The sequence below is a fragment of the Halomonas salsilacus genome (assembly GCF_051216275.1).
Lineage (GTDB): Bacteria > Pseudomonadota > Gammaproteobacteria > Pseudomonadales > Halomonadaceae > Halomonas.
In genome coordinates this window covers 140,016-158,962 of sequence record NZ_JBPKAQ010000008.1, presented here as the reverse complement: position 1 = coordinate 158,962, position 18,947 = coordinate 140,016, and the positions used below count along the sequence as shown (strand labels likewise).

Genomic DNA, 18,947 nt, shown 5'->3' with positions numbered 1-18,947 from the left:
TGGGCAAGAACAAATGAAAGAGATGGGCATTGTGGTATTGGTCTCCAACACCTCCTGGTACCTCTATAACTTTCGCCGCGGTACGATTGTGGCGCTGCGTGGAGCAGGTTATAGGGTGGTGGCGCTGGCGCCACTGGATAAGTATTCTCGATATCTTGTGGAGGAGTTGGGTATCGCGCACGAGCCGCTGCCCATGGAGGGAAAGGGCACTCGCTTGCTGGGTGAGGGCAGGAGCCTGCTGGCACTGTTCAGTTTGCTGCGGCGGTTGAAGCCCACCTTAGTCTTCAATTTCACGGTGAAGGCGAATATTTACTCGGGACTTGCCTGCCGAGCATTGGGCATTCCCTACGCCAATAACGTCTCCGGGCTGGGCACGGCTTTTCTCCACGATAGTTGGCTGTACCGGCGAGTTCGCTCGCTGTATGGCGTTGCCAACCGTGGTGCGCGGCGGGTGTTCTTCCAGAATCGAGAAGATCACGCTCTGTTCCTGAGCCATGGCCTCCTTCGTGACACCCCTACTACGGTGTTGCCAGGCTCCGGCATGGATACCACCCGCTTTACTTTCTCTCCATTGCCAGACTCCGTGCCATTTACCTTCGTGATGATCGCCCGCTTGCTGGGCGACAAGGGCGTGCGCGAGTTCGTACAGGCAGCCGGAGAGGTGCGTGTCGCTCACCCCAATAGTCGGTTCTTGTTGATTGGCCCCCATGGGGCGAGCAACTGTACTGCAATCTCTGAAGCCGAGGTGCAGCGCTGGCAGTCCGCGGGTGTCGTCGAGGTGCTGGGTGAGCAGGGTGATGTGCGGCCCTTTATCGAGAAGTCGCATGTGCTGGTCCTGCCTTCCTATCGTGAAGGGATGCCCCGCACGGTACTGGAAGCCGCTGCCATGGGGCGGCCTGCCATCGTCTCCGATGTGCCGGGCTGTCGTCAGGCGGTAGTGGCCGGTCGGACCGGCTGGCTCTGTGAGGTGAAATGCGCTGACTCGTTGGCCTTGTGCATGAAGACGTGCATTGCCATGCCCCAGGAGGAACTGCAGGCCGCGGGGAAAGCGGCCCGGGCTCGAATCGAAGAGGAGTTCGATGAGCGTATCGTCGTGGAGGCAGCACTCGATTGCCTACACGGTGGAAGGAGTCTTGATGGCGAGGTTACTTCTGACTTGAGGTGAGACGATGCTGACGTTTGATGAGGTGCGCCTGGGGGTCATCGGCCTGGGTTACGTCGGTCTGCCGCTGGCAGTTGAATTCGGCAAGGTGTTGCCCACCGTAGGCTTCGATATCAATACTCGACGAGTCGACGAGTTGATCGACCATGTCGACCACACCCTGGAAGTGGAGGTGACCCAACTGGCTGAGGCCTTGCAGTTGAGCTTCTCGAGTGACCCCGAGGCTCTGCGCCATTGCAATGTTTATATCGTTACCGTGCCGACGCCCATCGACGCGAGCCGTTGCCCGGATCTCTCGCTCTTGATCTCGGCCAGTCAAACCTTGGGCAAAGTGGTGCGGCAAGGTGATCTGGTGATCTTTGAATCGACCGTGTTTCCTGGCGCCACCGAGATGTACTGCATTCCCGTGATCGAGCGAGTTTCCGGCCTGACCTTCAACCACGACTTCTTTGCGGGTTATAGCCCAGAACGCATCAATCCGGGAGACAAGGAGCACCGGATCACCTCCATCCGCAAGGTGACCTCAGGCTCTACGCCGGAGGTGGCCGATTTTGTGGACTTGCTCTATCGTCGCATCATTACCGCTGGCACCCACAAGGCAAGTTCCATCCAGGTCGCCGAGGCCGCCAAGGTGATCGAGAATACGCAGCGTGATCTCAATATTGCGCTGATGAACGAACTGGCTGTGATCTTCAACCGGCTCGGTCTCGATACCGAGGAGGTACTGGAGGCAGCCGGCAGCAAGTGGAACTTTCTGCCGTTCCGTCCGGGGCTGGTAGGCGGGCACTGTATCGGCGTGGATCCCTATTACCTGACTCACCGCGCTCAGCAGGTGGGGTACCATCCGGATGTGATTCTCTCCGGGCGGCGCATCAATGATGGGATGGGGGCCTATGTGGCCCACCAGTTGGTCAAGCAGATGGTCAAGCGTTGCCTGCAGGTGCAGGGAGCGCGGGTGCTGGTGATGGGGCTGACCTTCAAGGAAAACTGTCCTGATCTGCGTAACACCCGGGTGGTGGATATTCTCAGTGAGCTTTCCGACTACAACATGGTGGTAGATGTCTACGACCCGCAGGCGAACAAGGCCGAGGCCGAAAGGATGTATGGCATTCTTCTGGTCGAGAGCCCCGAAGCCACTGTCTATGATGCCATTATTCTGGCAGTGGCCCATCGGGAGTTCCGCGAGCTCAGTGCCGAGGTCATCCGAGGCTGGGGGAAGCCCGAGCATGTGCTGTACGACCTCAAATATGTGTTGCCCAAGCGGGATGTGGATTTGAGGCTTTGAGTGGATTGAGGCCGGTAGCTAAAGAGCCACCAGCGAGAGCGGTGCGTTGCTGCTGTGCGTTGCTGCTGTGGGAGGGCAACGCCGGCCCGGGCAAGAACGGTGACACCTTGTGGGAAATGGAGAAGGCGGTGCCGGTGCGAGGGGTGCGGTTCCGGTATGCTCCCTTGCTGTTCAACGGCAAATTTCCGATGCCGCGATGAGCCAGGGGGTGTCGAGGACCAGGGGCCTGGGACGTCAAAGACGACAATGGCCGAGGGTCTGGAATGGATATCGTTAATATAGAAATTGATTACTAAAAAGGCCTCTTCGGAGGCCTTTTTAGTTTTCTCAACATTTGGTATTAAGACAATTTCTAATCGTCGTGGATAGGAGATTGGTTTATATGCCGAAACCGCCTTATTTGTAATCTTGCGTATCGTATGTCGATCTTCCGGCCCTTATTCTCCTGATTAATTCAGTGTCAGGTGGTGGAGCAGTTATGTTGACTCAAGGCCGGTGGGTTCAGTCAGGCAAACCCCTGCGGGGCGAGGCAGCCACGCGGAAGGGCGCCACGATGATTCGTGTTCTGGACTTCCTGTTCTCCGCTCTGGGCCTGCTTTTCGGCCTGCCGGTGCTTCTGGCGCTGCTGGTGATCGGCTACTTCGACACGGGCTCGCCGCTGTTTCGCCAGCAGCGGGTGGGGCGACATCAGCGGCCCTTCGTGCTGGTGAAATTTCGTACCATGCGCCCGGACACCGCTTCGGTGGCCTCTCACCTGGCGGACGCCGCGGCGATCACGCCCTTCGGCACTTTCCTGCGGCGCAGCAAGCTCGATGAACTTCCCCAGCTGTGGAATGTTCTGAAAGGAGAGATGAGCCTGGTCGGTCCGCGACCCTGCCTCTACAACCAACAAGAGCTGATCGACGAGCGTGAGGCGCGCGGTGTCTATCTTGCGCGGCCAGGCATTACCGGGCTGGCCCAGATCAATGACATCGACATGTCCACGCCGCGGCTGCTGGCCGAAACCGATCAGTGCATGCTGAGAGGGCTGACGGTATCCTGCTACTTCCGCTACATCCTGCTGACGGTGATCGGCAAGGGGGCGGGTGATCGGGTAAGGCGCAAGGTGATGTAAAGGCGCAAGGTGGAGTAGACGCACAGGCTGAGAATTCGCGTGAGTCGTTATCTCAGGGATCGAGATTCCTTTTGCCCAGCCCTCGTGCTGGGCTTTCTCTATGGAGATAAAAGTCAGTGATGGTTGAAGCGAGTCATAAGTGGCGAGTCATGAACAGCGAGACGCTATGAATAGGGAGACGCCATGTACGCCGTGGTGATTCCCGCGATGCCGTTACTGGTGCCGCTGGGCTATTGGCTGGCCCTGGGGGCGGTGCTGCTGTGGGCGGGCGTGAGCGGATCGCGGCGGGCGCCTGAAGCGGTGGCGCTGACCTGGCGGCGCGATGGCTGGCTGCTGGCACTGCTGCTGGGCTTCGGGACGGTGGAATTGCTGGTGGGGGCCTGGCATCACGAGTTGGGCCGTGCCTTTACCATGGCCGCGGCGGCCTGGGGGGCGGCCCTGTTATTGTTAGTGCTGCGCCGCCGGCCCCCCGTGCTCGGCGCCTGGTGGGCCGGGCTGGCGCTGGCCGGGTTGGGTACCGGGGGCTGGGCGCTCTGGCAGAAGTCGATGGAGGGAGCCGCTCGGGCCACTGGTCATGCGCCGTTGCACGCCATTCACTTCGGCAATATTGCATTGCTGTCCGGGCTGTTGTGCCTGGCGGGTATCGGCTGGGCGTGGGGGCGTCACCGTCGCGCGGCCTGGGTCACGCTGCTGGTGGCCGGTGCGGCCGGGGGCGTGCTGGCGTCGATACTCTCTGGCACCCGGGGCGGCTGGCTAGCTGTGCCGCTGGTCTTGGCGCTGTTCTATCGGGCCTACCTGAGCCGATGGCCCCTGGTCTGGCAGGGTGGGGTGTTGGCCGGAGTGATGACCGTGATGGTGGTGGCCTACGCGCTGCCCCAGAGTGGCGTGCAGCCGCGGGTGGATATCGCCGTGGCCGAGGGCCAGGACTATCTGGCCGGCGAGGTGCGTGGCTCGGTGGGGTTGCGCCTGGAGATGATGCGCGGGGCGGGTTTGCTGATCCTCGAACGCCCCTGGCTGGGTCATGGCCATGAAGGCTACCAGCCGGGCATACAGCGGCTCGTAGACGAGGGCCGATTGGCGCCGGGGGTGGAGCGCTTCTGGCATGCCCATAACGACCTGCTGGATGCCTGGGTGCGTCGCGGCCTTCCGGGCCTGGCACTGGTGCTGGCGCTCTACCTGCTGCCGCTGTGGGTCTTCTCCGTGCGTCTCAAGACCAGCGATCCGGTGCGACGCTCCCTGGCGGTGGCCGGCCTCCTGCTGCCCATCACCTTCATGGATTTCGGCCTCAGCTATCCCTTCTTCGCCTATCCGGTAGGAATCGCCGTGTATGGCAGCTGGCTGACGGCGCTGTGGGTGCTGATGCCCACCGAACAGACCCAGCGTGTGGTGCACCCGGGCGCCGCTGGCCGGCTGGACCGACGCCGTGGGTGGCGAGTGGTATGAGATCAACCATGTCAGCTCGATGGGACACCTGCGGATTTCGTTTGATGCACCATTTTCTGTTTCAAATGATGATGCCCTGTCCATAGGATTGGAGTCAGTTCTGGCACTGTTGACCTCCCGGTGGGAGGGCAGTCAGCCCCTTTTTGTTCGACCTGATAGGTGCTTATGAAGATCTTGATTACCGGGGCAAGCGGTTTCGTGGGAAGGCACCTGTTCGGCCATCTCATGGTCACGCCGGGTCTCGTCGTGGAGGGCACCTCGCGTCGCGAGGATGTGGCCGTTGCGGGCAAGCCGCTGCTGCGCTGCGCGGGCCTTTCCGCTACGACTCACTGGGGCGAACTGCTGGCAGGCGTGGACGTGGTGGTTCACAGTGCGGCCCGGGCGCATGTCATGAACGATGTCTCCGACGAACTGCGCGTGGCTAATGTCGATGGCACCCTTAACCTGGCGCGCCAGGCCGCCGAGGCGGGGGTGAAGCGGCTGGTGTTCCTGAGTTCCATCGGCGTGAACGGCAATCATAACCAGCGGCCCTTCACCGAAGGGGATGCGCCGCAGCCGGCCGAGCCCTATGCCGAGTCCAAGCTCCAGGCGGAGCGGGGCCTGCATCAGGTGGCTGAAGAGACCGGGCTCGAGGTGGTGATCATTCGGCCGCCGCTGGTGTATGGACCCGGGGCGCCGGGCAACTTCGGGCTGCTGACTCGGGTGGTCGAGAAGCGGTTGCCCTTGCCGCTGGGGGATACCGGTAACCGTCGCTCGCTGGTCTCGATCTGGAACCTGGTTGATCTGCTGACGCTGTGCCTGGATCACCCCGCGGCGGCTGGGGAGACCTTCGTGGTGTGTGACGCTGAAGAGGTCTCAACCTCGGAACTGCTGCGCAAGATAGGCCAGGCTGCCGGCAAGCCGGCACGGCTTTTCTGGCTTCCCAGGGGCTTGATGAAGGCGGGCGCCACGCTGATCGGCAAGCGGGGTATCTATGATCGACTGTTCGATTCGCTGACGGTGGACGCCGGCCATGCCCGGCGCACCCTGGGGTGGGCGCCACCGCTGGCCCTGGATGAGGGGCTTGAGCGCTGCTTTCACGAATCGCCTGCGACACTAGCGCTGCAGCCGGCGTCCCCGGAACCGCAGCTGGCCGGTGGCGAGAAGGCCTTGCGAGGGACCGGTCCGTGCGGGGCGAAATCTCGACTGCCGAGCCAGACGACGTTGTCCGGTGGCGGCGCTCACAGGGGGTAATATGAGCAAGAAAGAGATGAACAAGAAAGAGATGAACAAGAAAGAGATGAGCAAGAAAGTGAAGAGGCGTCTCGATTCTCCGAATGACTCGCCGGGCGATTCGGCCCGGCAACAGCGCCGCCGGCTGCTGGTCTCGCTGAGCATGGGGGGAGCAGGAGCTTTGCTGGCACCGGCGGCTCTGGCCAGCGAAGAACGCTCTCCGGCACGGCAGGCGTCGCCGCTCGGCGTAGTGCCCGACCAGTTCACCGGCAGCGATGTCGACAAGGTGCAGGCGGCCTACGACTACGCCCTCGAGAACGCGCTGACCACCATCTACCTGGACCGGGTCTATGACCTGACCGGGGGCAGCGTCTTTCTCTCCAGCGACGATTGGGCGCCGGTGGTGATCTTCGTCGGCGGGGGGCTGACCAAGCGCGATGACGGCTTCATGTTCGACCGACGAACGGCGAACCTGGCCACCGATGCGCCGAAGTTCCAGGGCGTGCGATTCCGGGGTAGCGAGAATGCCACGGCGGTGATCTCCAACGGCAGCCGAATGATCCGGCAAAACTTCTCGCAGCAGTGCGATTTTCGTCACGTCGCCGCAGTGCATTCCGATAGCTATACCCAGTCGGTACGCTTCCTCAACACCGAGATGTATGAGTCGGCGGGAACCTTCATCCTGGCGCCTCGTCACTATGACCTGAGCTGTCATGACAACCGATTCGAGGCCAACGGCCATCGCCTGCTCGAAGCGGTCACCGACGAGCCGGGCCAGTGGGCGCTGTCGGTCGCGCGGTTCACCAATAACTGCATCGAGGGGTATACGCGGGTGGCGCCGATCCGGCTGAGCAGTGCATCGTCGCTGCTGTTCCAGGGCAACTATTGCGAGCACAACAACACGACCCTGGAGTTCATCCGCACCGATGGGATCCAGCAGGTCTCGGGCAAGATCGAGGTCAACTCCTTCTACGAGAGCCGCTCGGAGGTGGATATCGATGTGGGGCAGCTCAACTGCAGCAATCTGGAGATCAGCCACAATACTTCCAACGCTTCGAGTGGTCGCTTCCTGGCTCGCCAGCGCGGTGGCGGCGCGGCGCGGGTAGTGAATAACTATATGTACTCGGGAGGCAGCGAGGGGCCTTTCTAGGCGCTCTCCGCTGCCGCCGCCATCGGCGCTGTCGGTGTAACGGCATGTCGTTTGAAAGGCCCTTCGGGGCCTTTTTTGCTTATCAGTTTACGAGGGTTAGCATACACTGTAATAAAATGTAAGTTTTTGTTGCATTGAGGCCTGGGCGAGGTGATATCATTTCCACAAATCACAGCTTGGGGAGAGCGCGGGAGATGACGATCCTGGTGACCGGCGGGGCCGGGTTCATTGGCTCGCATACGGTGGTGCAGCTACTGGAAGCCGGCCACGCCGTGGTGGTGCTGGATAACCTTTGCAACGGTGCGGCGGAGGCTCTGCGCAGGATCGAGCGCCTGACGGGTAAGTCGGTGCCGCTGGTGAAGGGGGACGTTCGCGACCGCAAGGCTCTTGATGCGCTCTTCCGGGCCTACCACGTGGAGGCGGTGATCCATTTCGCCGGCCTGAAGGCGGTGGGCGAGAGCGTGCGCGAACCGCTGGCCTACTACGACACCAATGTGAACGGCACCCTGGTGCTTTGCCAGGCCATGGCGGCGGCGGGAGTGCGGCGGCTGGTGTTCAGCTCGTCGGCGACCGTCTACGGTCCCGATGCGCCGGTACCTTATGTCGAAACCCTGCCGCGTGGTCGTACCTCGAACCCCTATGGCACCTCCAAGGCCATGGTGGAACAGCTGTTGACGGATCTGCAGCTGGCTGACCCCCACTGGTCGGTGGTGCTGCTGCGCTACTTCAATCCCATCGGCGCTCACCCCAGCGGGGTGATTGGGGAAGACCCCCAGGGTCTTCCCAATAACTTGATGCCGTTCATCGCCCAGGTCGCGGTAGGGCGGCTGCCCGAGCTGGCGATCTTCGGTGACGACTATTCCACCACCGACGGTACCTGTGTGCGTGACTACCTGCACGTGATGGACCTGGCTGATGGCCACGTGCAGGCCCTTGGGCGGCTGGAGACCCCTGGGCTGCATGTCTACAACCTGGGCACCGGGTGTGGGGTGTCGGTGTTGGATATGGTCAGAAGCTTCGAGCGGGTCACGGGGCAATCCATCCCGTATCGAGTGGCGCCGCGGCGCGAGGGCGATCTGGCGGCCTTCTGGGCCGATGCGGCCAAGGCGCATCGCGAGCTTGGCTGGCAGGCTTTCCGGGGCCTCGACGAGATGATCGCCGATACCTGGCGCTGGCAGTCGGAAAACCCCCAGGGGTATCGACGCTGAGGTAATCGACACCGCGGGAACCGAGACGATAGAAAGACCGGTAAAACGCCCGGCCTAGCGCTGATGACAGGATGACGCAGATTTCAGATACCTTTCGGTTGATGGAAGAAATAACCCTGTCTGTGTGAAAAATTCAATTCTAAATAATGAGTTCACTGCCAGCACTTTTCTGTACTCAGGGTGAGAGTGCCTGGGCAGCAATCGATGTAAAAAATCGGCAAAGCAGGTGGTGGCCTATATGTGACCATATGCCCTCTGGTGGTAGCCCGGTTGCAGAAGGTGTTTTAGTGGTAAAAAACACTTTCCGGTAGGCGGGTTATATGAATGTGGGCGATGGAGTATGGGGTCAGAGAAGGTTGGCCCGCAACTCCGGATCGTCTTCGTATGAAGGCGAATAACATTAGTAGATCCAAAAAATAGAAGCCTGAGCAGGTTAATAGCAGGGGAGTGTGTACAGGATACTGCCTCAGAGTCACAGAGACGAGGACTGACATGAAGCATGTAATTCTTGTATGTATCAGTAACTACCTCCCGGGTTACAAGTCGGGAGGACCGCTGCGCAGCATCGTGAACCTGGTCGAGCATCTCCGCGACGATGTCGATTTCCGCGTCATCACCGCCGACCGGGATCTTGGAGATGCGATCCCGTATGACAACGTGCCGAGCGGGCGCTGGACGGAGGTGGAGGGCGTACAGGTTTATTACCTGCCAGAGGGTCTGGGGGCATTGGGTACGCTTTACCGGCTGCTGAGAGACACCCCATGCGACATGCTCTATCTCAATAGTGTGTTTGCGACGCGTTCTACCCTGGTGCCGCTGGTGGTGCGGCGCCTGGGGGCGATGCCCCGTCGCAAGGTGATTATTGCGCCACGCGGTGAGTTCTCGCCTGGGGCGCTGGCGCTTAAAAGCTGGAAGAAGCGGCCCTTCCTGGCGCTGGCACGTGTGGCGGGCCTTTATTCGGGGCTGACCTGGCAGGCCTCGACGGACTTCGAGGCCGATGATATTCGGCGTGTAATGGGGCGGGTGGCGACGGACATCCATCAGGCCTGCGATCTGCCCAGCCTGGTCGTCCAAACGGTCAAGGTGCGCCGGCGAAATGCCGAAGACCCGCTGCGTATCGTCTTCCTGTCGCGCATTTCGCCAAAGAAGAACCTGGCATTTGCCCTGAGCTGCCTGAGCCGTGTTCGGGTGCAGGTGGAGTTCACCATTTATGGTCCCGTCGAAGATGCCGCCTACTGGGACGAGTGCGAGGACCTGATGCAGGCGTTGCCGGACCATGTGAAAGCCACCTACAGAGGGGCCGTGGGTCCAGTCCAGGTTCCCCAGGTGATGGCCGAGCACGACCTATTCTTCCTGCCGACCCTGGGTGAAAACTATGGTCACGTGTTGGCCGAGGCGATCGCGTCCGGCACGCCAGTGCTGGTGGCCGATACCACGCCGTGGCGTGGTCTCGAAGCGTTGGGAGTCGGCAGGGACTTGCCGCTCAATGATCCGCAGGCGTTCGTGGAGTATATCGAGGCACTAAGCCGGCTATCCGCCGACGACTACGCCGATCTGAGGGCGAGGGTGCTGGATGTGGATGCCCACAGAAAGCAGGAAAGCCAGGATATCGAGCGTAATCGGGCCCTGTTCCTCGGCGCGGTGCAGGCGGGCTGAGGGGCGATGGAAAGATGCGGTCGATGACGTTCGGTTGAAAGAATGCGGTTGAAAGAATGCGGTTGAAAGAGTGCGGTTGAAAGAGTGCGGTTGAAAAAGTGCGGTTGAAAACGTGTCGCTGAGAATAGGTGGTTGTTCTGGACCCGTCCGGTGTGCCCTGGCAAGGCATGACGCTCCTGGCGTGCAGCGAGAGCAGCGCCAAGACGGCGGCAGGTCGCTTCTCGCGCTCTCCCTCGTTTCTTGTTTCTCCCTCCTGGAAGTTCCCTGGTTTGACTCTCCTGGCACCGCTGTCGACCTGGCCGTGCAGGCGACCGCGTCGTTAACGCGCGTCTCTCGCCACTCTTCCATCATTAGAAATTTAGCTAATGACTAGTTTTTTAAACATCACAGCATGCGAAAAACCATGAGGGCAGGTCCGTTTCTAAACTGTAAAATTATGTATCAAAGAGTAGGCTTGGCGTAAAGACGTAGGGACCTAATCCGTTAATCATCGCACGGCAAGCATCACGACGGACATCAATACAGGCGTCATCACCGAAGGTACGTGAACGGCATGGAGATAGCCGAGTGAAACTCCCGGGCGGTAGCGTGGAAAAACTCTCGCAGAGAGCGTATTTCGGAACTTTGCACACCCGGGGACCAGCCTTCGTACCCGTGGTCCTGACTTACCCCGGATCAGTAACCGAAAGAGGCGTTTGCCTTGGTCGATCTATCGAGTCTGGAGCGTTGCCATGAAGGAGGATTCTCACATCCCTGAATCCTGTTCGAGTACAGGCTATAAACTATAGGCAAGATCAACGTCCTGGTATTCGGAAAATGTCAGGAACACAACTGTCAAACTACACACGTCATCGCGGTGCTGCCATGTCAAAAAATACCGAAACACCTAGAAAAGATGATATCGATGTCGGAAGAATGATTGGGCTAATGCTCGATCACAAAAAGCTGATCATCCTTATTACTGCTTTCTTCACCATGCTGGGGGTTGCCTACGCCATCCTGGCGACGCCGATCTATCAGGGGGATGCCCTGGTGCATGTCGAGACGCGATCGTCGATCAGCCCGTTGGGCGATGTCGACAACATCATGGGGATGACCGATGCACAAGTGGCAGTAAATACCGCCGCAGAGGTGCGCATCCTGCGTTCGCGGATGGTGCTCGGCGAGGTGGTGGACCGTATCGGCCTGGACATGGTGGTGGAGCCACGGCGCATGCCCCTGATCGGTGACTTCGTGAGGCGGCACGACATCTCCCGCCCCACTTTCCTGGATCGGGAGGTGGTGCAGTTGGATTTCCTGAACGACCTCAATGTGCCGGAATCCCTAAAGAGTGGTGTCTCGGTGCCCGGGTTTCTGCGCGGTCGTCCGGAGGTGTGGGGAAACGAGTCGATTACCCTGGGTCGCTTCGACGTCAGTGATCACCTTCGAGGCAAGAAGCTGACTCTGGTCTCCGCCGGCAACGGAGGCTATTCGCTATTCCAGGGTGATGAATGGCTCGGAAATGGCCGCGCCGGGGAGCTGACGCTTTTCATGGACGGCGATATCCAGCTGCGCGTGGCAGAGCTCGAGGCGGCTCCCGGCGCCGAGTTCATGCTGACGCGGCTGACACGTGCCGAGGCGATCCGCCGGCTCGAGCAACGGCTCAAGATCGAGGAAGTTGGCGGTGTGCGTGGCGGCGGCACCGGCATGCTGGAACTGGCTCTGACCGGACCGGATCCCGAGATGATTCGTCGGGCCCTGGATGCGGTAACGGAAACCTTCCTGACCCAGAATGTCGAGCGCCAATCGGCCGAGGCCGAGAAGAGCCTGGAGTTCCTTGAGGAGCAGGGCCCGGAGCTGCGCAACCAGCTGGCCGCCGCCGAGGATACCTTGAACCAGTACCGCATCGACATGGATAGCGTCGACCTCAACTCCGAGGCACAGGCAGTCATCAACCAGTTCGTGGAACTCGAGCGCCAACTGAGCGAGCTGGAGTTCAAAGAAGCCGAGCTGGCCCAGCGATATACCGCCAACCACCCGAGTTATCAATCGCTGCTGCGCCAGAAGCGTCAGCTCAGCAACGACCGAGAGGCGTTGAATGCACGGGTCAACCAGATGCCGCAGGCGCAGCAGGAAGTGGTGCGCATGACCCGTGATGTCGAGGTCACCCAAGCCATCTACGTCAACGTCCTCAACAAGATGCAGGAGCTTCAGGTCGCCCGTGCCGGCACCGTGGGTAACGTTCGCATCATCGATACGACCCAGGTGGCGGCGTCGCCAATCCAGCCTCAGAAGCTGATGGTGCTTGGTGGCTCCATTCTCCTGGGTGGTCTGCTGGCGGTCGGCATCGTGCTGCTGCGCAATGTTCTGAATCGCGGCATTGAATCGCCGGAGCAGATTGAAGAAACCGGCATGCCGGTGTATGCCACCGTTCCGCTCTCCGAGGAGCAGCAGAAACTGGTACGCCGAATGAAGCATCGCCGCGAAAAACATGGCCGCGATGTCACGACTGGGCTGCTGGCGAAGCATGCACCTGCTGACACGGCCATGGAGGCGATTCGCGGCCTGCGCACCAGCCTGCACTTCGCGATGCTCGAAAGCACCAACAATTGCCTGATGATTACTGGGCCGAGCCCCAATATCGGCAAGAGCTTCATCGCCATCAACTTGGCGGCCGCCTGTGCCCAGGCCGGGCAACGAGTTCTGGTAGTGGATGCCGACATGCGCAAGGGCCACCTGCACCACAGCTTCAACGTCACGAATGAGGCAGGCCTCTCGGAGCTGCTGACAGGAACCAGGACCCTGGCCGATGTCATTTCCGAATCGCAGGTGCCCGGGCTCAGCTTCGTGACGCGCGGCACTGCGCCGCCCAATCCCTCCGAGCTGCTGATGACGGCAAGCTTCAGTGAATTCCTCGAGGAGGCAAATAAACAGTTCGACATGGTGATCATCGATACGCCGCCGATTTTGGCCGTGACCGATGCCGCCATCATCGGGGCCCAGTGCGGTACCACCCTGATGGTGGCCAGGTTCCAGCTCAATCCGGTTCGTGAGCTCGAACTGGCGAGAGGGCGCTTGGAAACCGCTGGTGTGATCGTGAAGGGCGCCATCATGAATGGCATGGAGCGCAAGGCAGCAGTCAAATACGGATACGGCTATTACAACTATGCGTACAAATAGCCGGTACGATAACTCGATAAATAAGCTGCATGCGGGTAAGCAGATCTCCAGCGCCAATAACGCGCATGATCGAAGCGATGAAACCAAGGTGGTGAAACAGGCATGAAGATACTTGTCACCGGTGGCGCCGGGTTCATAGGTTCGGCCTTGATCCGCTACCTCATCAGCAAGACGGAACATCAGGTCGTCAACGTCGACAAGCTGACGTATGCGGGGAATCTCGAATCCTTGTCCAGCGTGTCTGGCAGCCTGCGATATGCCTTTGAACAGGTGGATATCTGCGATCGCGGTGAACTCGAGCGGGTCTTCCAGGAGCATCAGCCCGAAGCGGTGATGCATCTGGCGGCGGAAAGCCATGTCGACCGTTCTATCGATGGGCCGGCGGCGTTCATCGAAACGAACATCGTGGGTACCTACATCCTGCTGGAGGTGGCCAGGATGTACTGGCAGGGGCTTGATGATCACCGTCGCAGTGCCTTCCGGTTTCACCATGTCTCCACCGATGAGGTCTACGGTGACCTGGAAGGCCCCGAGGATCTCTTCACGGAAGAGACGCCCTATGCGCCGAGCTCACCCTATTCGGCGAGCAAGGCCAGCTCAGATCATCTGGTAAGGGCCTGGCAACGAACCTACGGGCTGCCGACGCTGATCACGAACTGCTCGAACAACTACGGGCCCTATCACTATCCAGAAAAACTGATTCCGCTGATGATTCTCAATGCGCTGGAGGGCAAGCCGCTTCCGGTGTATGGGAAGGGTGAGCAAGTGCGTGACTGGCTGTACGTGGAGGATCACGCCAACGCGCTCTTCACCGTGCTGAAACGGGGCACGATCGCCAGGACCTATAACATCGGGGGGCACAACGAGAAGACGAATATCGATGTGGTGACGACCCTGTGTGACCTGCTGGAGGAGTTGGCACCCAACAAGCCTGCCGGAGTGGCTCACTACCGGGACCTGATCACGTATGTGTCCGACAGGCCCGGCCATGACATGCGCTATGCCATCGACGCAGGCCGCATGTGCCGTGAGCTCGACTGGACCCCTGTCGAGAGTTTCGAGACAGGCATTCGCAAGACGGTAAAGTGGTTTCTGAATAACCGTGACTGGTGCCGACGCGCGCTGGATGGCAGCTATCAAAGAGAGCGCTTGGGATTAGCGTCTAAGGAGGCTTCATGAAAGGTATCATTTTGGCTGGCGGCAGTGGAACACGGCTATATCCTGTCACCATGGGGGTGTCTAAGCAGTTATTGCCCATTCACGACAAGCCAATGATCTATTACCCGCTCTCGGTGCTGATGTTGGCTGGTATCCGTGAAATCCTGGTGATCACTACGCCTGAGGACAACGCCAGTTACCGTCGTCTACTCGGCGACGGCGGCAAGTTCGGCATCTCCATCAGCTATGCGGTTCAGCCGAGCCCGGATGGACTGGCTCAGGCCTTCCTGATCGGCGAGGAGTTCATCGGAAACGATAGCGTTTGCCTGGTGCTGGGCGACAATATCTTCTATGGACATGGTTTTACCCCCAAGCTCAAGCAGGCAGCGAGCCGTACGTCAGGGGCCACAGTCTTCGGTTATCAGGTCAAGGATCCGGAACGCTTCGGGGTGGTGGAATATGACGACGACAAGCGGGTCATCTCCATCGAGGAGAAACCGCAGAATCCCAAGTCAAACTACGCGGTGACCGGGCTTTACTTCTACGACAACGATGTGATTGACATCGCACGACAAGTCAAACCCTCCCACCGTGGCGAACTGGAGATCACCAGCATCAATCAAGCCTATCTCGAGAGAGGAGACCTGAGGCTCGAGGAACTGGGTCGCGGCTTTGCCTGGCTCGACACCGGCACCCATGAAAGCCTTCTTGAGGCAGCGCAGTTCGTCGAGACCATCGAGAGACTGCAGGGCTTCAAGATCGCTTGTCTGGAGGAGATCGCCTGGAACAACGGCTGGCTGTCAACCGATGAGGTGCTGGCGGTCGGCGATGCCCTTTCGAAGAACTGCTACGGGCGCTACCTGCTGAGCATCGTGAAATGATACCGGTCGCGAGCCCCTATCTTCCCAACCGTGAACGCCTGGAACGCTATATCGACGGTATCTACGACCGCCGATGGTTGACAAACAATGGACCTTTGCTCGAGGAGCTGACTGCGCGACTCGAAGACTACCTGGGCGTTGATAATCTTCTGCTGGTTTCCAACGGAACCCTTGCGCTTCAGGTAGCCTACCGGGCCTTGGGGATCACCGGGTTAGGCACTACAAGCACAGCGAATGATCGTTCCGAGGTGATTACCACGCCGTTCACTTTCGTTGCTACTTCGAGCTCGCTGGTATGGGAAGGGGCCAAGCCTCGTTTCGTGGACATCGACCCAGACACCTGGTGCCTGGATCCCGAGGGTATTCGGGCGGCGATTACTTCTCGAACTCGGGGCATCGTGCCGGTGCATGTCTTCGGTAACGGTTGCGACGTCGACGCCATCGATGAGGTAGCAGCCGAGCATGGCATCAAGGTGGTCTACGATGGCGCTCATGCCTTCGGTGTTCAGAAGCGTGGCAGAAGCCTGCTCCTCTCAGGAGATGCCACGACTCTGAGTTTCCATGCGACCAAGTTATTCCACACCATCGAGGGTGGGGCCATCATCTTTCGTCGCCGAGAGGATCTGTTGCGCGCGCGTCGCATGATCGGCTTCGGTATCAAGAGTGCCACCGAGATCGATCTGCTGGGTATCAACGCCAAGATGAACGAGTTCCAGGCTGCAATGGGACTCAGTGTGCTTGACGAAATCGAGACCAATCTTTCCAAAAGAGAAAGTATCTGGGACGTCTATTCGAGCGGATTGAAGCATTGCTATCAGCTACAGGCGTGGCACCCCGACTGTTCGCGTAACTATGCCTATTTCCCGGTGCTGTTCGACAGCGAAGAACAAGCGATCACGGTCCAGGCGGAACTCCTAGCAAAAGGGTTTCAGGCCCGTCGCTATTTCTATCCTTCGCTCGACACGCTTGATTTCCTGGTTCATGACCAATCGATGCCTCGCTCGAGGGATGTAGCCTCGCGGATTCTCTGCCTCCCGATCCATTACGACATGGATAGGGAAACTGCTCAGCAGATCATTGCGTGTATTCCATGAAGCTACCGGGGCTGACAGGGATTCAACAGAGTGGCTTCATGACCAATTTCATCAAGCAGGGCTTCCTGCGCAATGTGATGGTGTTGGGAAGCGGCACGGCACTTGCGCAACTGCTGGCCTTTCTCGTCATGCCTGTGGTGACTCGCCTTTACAGCCCGGCAGAACTAGGTGTATTGCAAATCTTTCTGCTGGCGCTGTTGCTGATGATGCCCTTTAGTCATTTGGNTGTGGTGACTCGCCTTTACAGCCCGGCAGAACTAGGTGTATTGCAAATCTTTCTGCTGGCGCTGTTGCTGATGATGCCCTTTAGTCATTTGGGCTACCATGCCGCCATCCCACTGCAGACCTCGAAGGTCAGGGTCATCAATCTGATCGGTTTGTCATTCGGCATCGTCCTACTGTTCGGCTGTATCTCGGGGCTAGTGCTCTATTTCTATGGCGCTATATTATTTTCGGCGCTGGATGCACCGGAGATTGGCGGCTACTGGTACCTGTTCGTGATCGCCCTGATGGCAGGAGGGGTCTATGAAACGCTTACCTCGCTGGCGGTCAAGGAGTATCGCTTCGGCGATATCGCCAAGTCACGGATCAACCAGTCCCTTGTCTATGCAGCGGGCCGGGTAGGGTTTGGGTTCCTCGCTCTCGGTGCCTTCGGCTTGATACTCAGCGTCGTTGCCGGCCAATTCGCGGGAATCTATCGCTTCTTGAAGATCATCAGCGCCGAGTACCGTAAGGAGTTGGGAAGCCTGAACCAAAAGATGATGATCACGCTTGCCGGGCGGTATCGAAAATTTGCTTTATTTAATACACCGTCATCCATTATTGGGGTCTTCTCACACTGGTTTCCTACCGCATATGTGGCTTGGCAGTTCGGATCCGAAACCACCGGCCATGTTTCCCTGGCATTTTTCATCCTGGTGGCGCCCATGGCACTGGTCGGCGGATCAGTCGAGAAAGGTTTCTATGCAGAGATATGCCAACTGGGCAAGAGCCGAGGAAAAGAAGTCAATAGGCTGATGATGAAGATCGTCAAGTACATGCTATTACTGATGGTGGTTCCGATAGCTGTCATCATGCTTTGGGGTGAGCCATTATTTGCTTTCATCTTCGGACAGCAGTGGGCGGTTTCAGGAGAGTACGCCAGCATTATCTGCATCATGGTGATTTTCTATCTTTGCACTACTCCGATGGTGACTGGGTTGGTTAATTTCATCGAACAGCAGGAAATCCAGTTGTATTTCGATTCTCTGAATCTTGTGCTGGTGCTAGCACTGGCGTGGTTTTCGGTCTCGGTCGATGCCTCGGTCAAGCAGTTTCTTCTTTACTATGCCTTGATATCCATTGCAATTTATGCAAGTCAATTTGTCGTTGTCTATGTCAGATATCGAAAAATTGTCATGAATGGAGCCTGAAATGTTTGCACCAGTATTAATCACAGTCTACAACCGGGCAGAACATCTGAGCCAGTGTATCAACTCACTCTTGCGTTGCCCGGAAGCACCCAAGACAGTTGTCTATATCGCATCCGATGCAGCTTACCGAAACGAAGATGAAGCCTCCATCAAGCAAGTACGAGACTATATCGCGACAATCAAGGGGTTCAAGGATGTCGTGCTGTTTGCAAGGGAGACTAATCTGGGTTCTCAAGAGAACTACATGAAGGCGCGAGATTATGTCTTCGATAGGCATCCTGCACTGATTACCATGGAAGACGATGTCGTCGTTGGTAAAGGCTTCATGAAGTTCATCAATGATGGCCTTGATAAGTACTTCGACAACGACAAGGTTCTGGCTATCTGTGGCTATATCATGCCAGGGGGTGATGGTATCGAGGAAGAGCCCTACTTTCTCAACGAGCAAACTCCCTATGGCAGCGGTATCTGGAAACACAAGGAAGGGCTGGTCGATACATTTCTGTCTCCCAACCTGGCAGATGCATTCCTGAAAGACTGGAAGTTGTTTAATTCAGTCGAGAATCAGACGCCAGCAAATATAAGGGCCTTGCCTATAATTGCCAAGGGGGATCTGGTGGCGAACGATATCCAATCCTTGCTTGGAATGAATAGGTATAACCTATTTGCCCTTTTCCCGCCCAAGACGCTGACCAAGTCGGTTGGCCATGATGGCACCGGGATGCATTCAGGGGTCAACCATGAACTGCAGAATCAGCAAGTTTATGATGGGTTTGTGGCGATTCCCGATAACTTGGAAATTAAGCTGTCCAAAAGAGTCAACCAAGGAATCGTGAACTCGCAGAAGAGTTTTCTGGTGACTCTTGTCAATCGCTCAATATTTATTGGCTATAAGTTCATCCCTGGATTTTATAGCTTGTTCAAACCGGCCAGGAAGATGTTCAAATCTGCCAAGAAGTCGCTATCTAGCTAACGGCCCTGCCTGTAATGCTCTTTACTTTAATGACGCTGCC

At 58.4% G+C, this 18,947-nt stretch carries 14 protein-coding genes; all 14 read left to right on the top strand.

From position 1 onward, the window contains the following. The first annotated feature begins 13 nt into the window (after nt 1–13). Nucleotides 14–1,165: a glycosyltransferase family 4 protein gene (locus tag ACR80S_RS12840; RefSeq protein WP_435403389.1), complete on the top strand. Its 1,152-nt coding sequence runs from the start codon at nt 14–16 to the stop codon at nt 1,163–1,165. 4 nt (nt 1,166–1,169) lie between these two features. Then, entirely contained in the window at nt 1,170–2,447 is a 1,278-nt protein-coding gene (gene tviB, locus ACR80S_RS12835) for a Vi polysaccharide biosynthesis UDP-N-acetylglucosamine C-6 dehydrogenase TviB (RefSeq protein ID WP_435403388.1), read from the top strand. A 553-nt stretch (nt 2,448–3,000) separates the two neighbouring features. Next, nucleotides 3,001–3,561: a sugar transferase gene (locus ACR80S_RS12830; RefSeq protein ID WP_435403387.1), complete on the top strand. Its 561-nt coding sequence runs from the start codon at nt 3,001–3,003 to the stop codon at nt 3,559–3,561. Nucleotides 3,562–3,744: 183 nt separating this feature from the next. Beyond that, the gene (locus ACR80S_RS12825; protein ID WP_435403386.1) at nt 3,745–5,004 is read left to right on the top strand and encodes an O-antigen ligase family protein; all 1,260 of its coding nucleotides are present in this window, start codon (nt 3,745–3,747) and stop codon (nt 5,002–5,004) included. Nucleotides 5,005–5,169: 165 nt separating this feature from the next. Beyond that, nucleotides 5,170–6,237 carry an NAD-dependent epimerase/dehydratase family protein gene (locus ACR80S_RS12820; RefSeq protein WP_435403385.1) on the top strand — a complete coding sequence of 356 codons (1,068 nt, stop codon included), beginning with the start codon at nt 5,170–5,172 and terminating at the stop codon, nt 6,235–6,237. 1 nt (nt 6,238) lies between these two features. Beyond that, the gene (locus ACR80S_RS12815; protein ID WP_435403384.1) at nt 6,239–7,366 is read left to right on the top strand and encodes a hypothetical protein; all 1,128 of its coding nucleotides are present in this window, start codon (nt 6,239–6,241) and stop codon (nt 7,364–7,366) included. Between the two features lie 194 nt (nt 7,367–7,560). Continuing rightward, nucleotides 7,561–8,574: a UDP-glucose 4-epimerase GalE gene (gene galE / locus ACR80S_RS12810; protein ID WP_435403383.1), complete on the top strand. Its 1,014-nt coding sequence runs from the start codon at nt 7,561–7,563 to the stop codon at nt 8,572–8,574. Nucleotides 8,575–9,066: 492 nt separating this feature from the next. Further along, nucleotides 9,067–10,230: a glycosyltransferase family 4 protein gene (locus tag ACR80S_RS12805; RefSeq protein WP_435403382.1), complete on the top strand. Its 1,164-nt coding sequence runs from the start codon at nt 9,067–9,069 to the stop codon at nt 10,228–10,230. An 864-nt stretch (nt 10,231–11,094) separates the two neighbouring features. Then, entirely contained in the window at nt 11,095–13,389 is a 2,295-nt protein-coding gene (locus ACR80S_RS12800) for a polysaccharide biosynthesis tyrosine autokinase (protein WP_435403381.1), read from the top strand. Between the two features lie 102 nt (nt 13,390–13,491). Then, complete coding sequence (gene rfbB / locus ACR80S_RS12795; protein WP_435403380.1) at nt 13,492–14,568, top strand: dTDP-glucose 4,6-dehydratase; 1,077 nt, start codon at nt 13,492–13,494, stop codon at nt 14,566–14,568. Next, on the top strand, nt 14,565–15,428 hold the full coding sequence (rfbA, locus tag ACR80S_RS12790) for a glucose-1-phosphate thymidylyltransferase RfbA (RefSeq protein ID WP_435400218.1): 864 nt from the start codon (nt 14,565–14,567) through the stop codon (nt 15,426–15,428). The genes rfbB and rfbA overlap by 4 nt, the downstream gene beginning before the upstream one ends. After that, nucleotides 15,425–16,522: a DegT/DnrJ/EryC1/StrS family aminotransferase gene (locus ACR80S_RS12785; protein ID WP_435403379.1), complete on the top strand. Its 1,098-nt coding sequence runs from the start codon at nt 15,425–15,427 to the stop codon at nt 16,520–16,522. Before rfbA ends, ACR80S_RS12785 begins: the two co-directional genes overlap by 4 nt. Continuing rightward, complete coding sequence (locus ACR80S_RS12780; protein ID WP_435403417.1) at nt 16,519–17,934, top strand: lipopolysaccharide biosynthesis protein; 1,416 nt, start codon at nt 16,519–16,521, stop codon at nt 17,932–17,934. The genes ACR80S_RS12785 and ACR80S_RS12780 overlap by 4 nt, the downstream gene beginning before the upstream one ends. Before the next feature lies 1 nt (nt 17,935). Next, complete coding sequence (locus tag ACR80S_RS12775; protein ID WP_435403378.1) at nt 17,936–18,907, top strand: glycosyltransferase family 2 protein; 972 nt, start codon at nt 17,936–17,938, stop codon at nt 18,905–18,907. Nucleotides 18,908–18,947 lie beyond the last annotated feature (40 nt).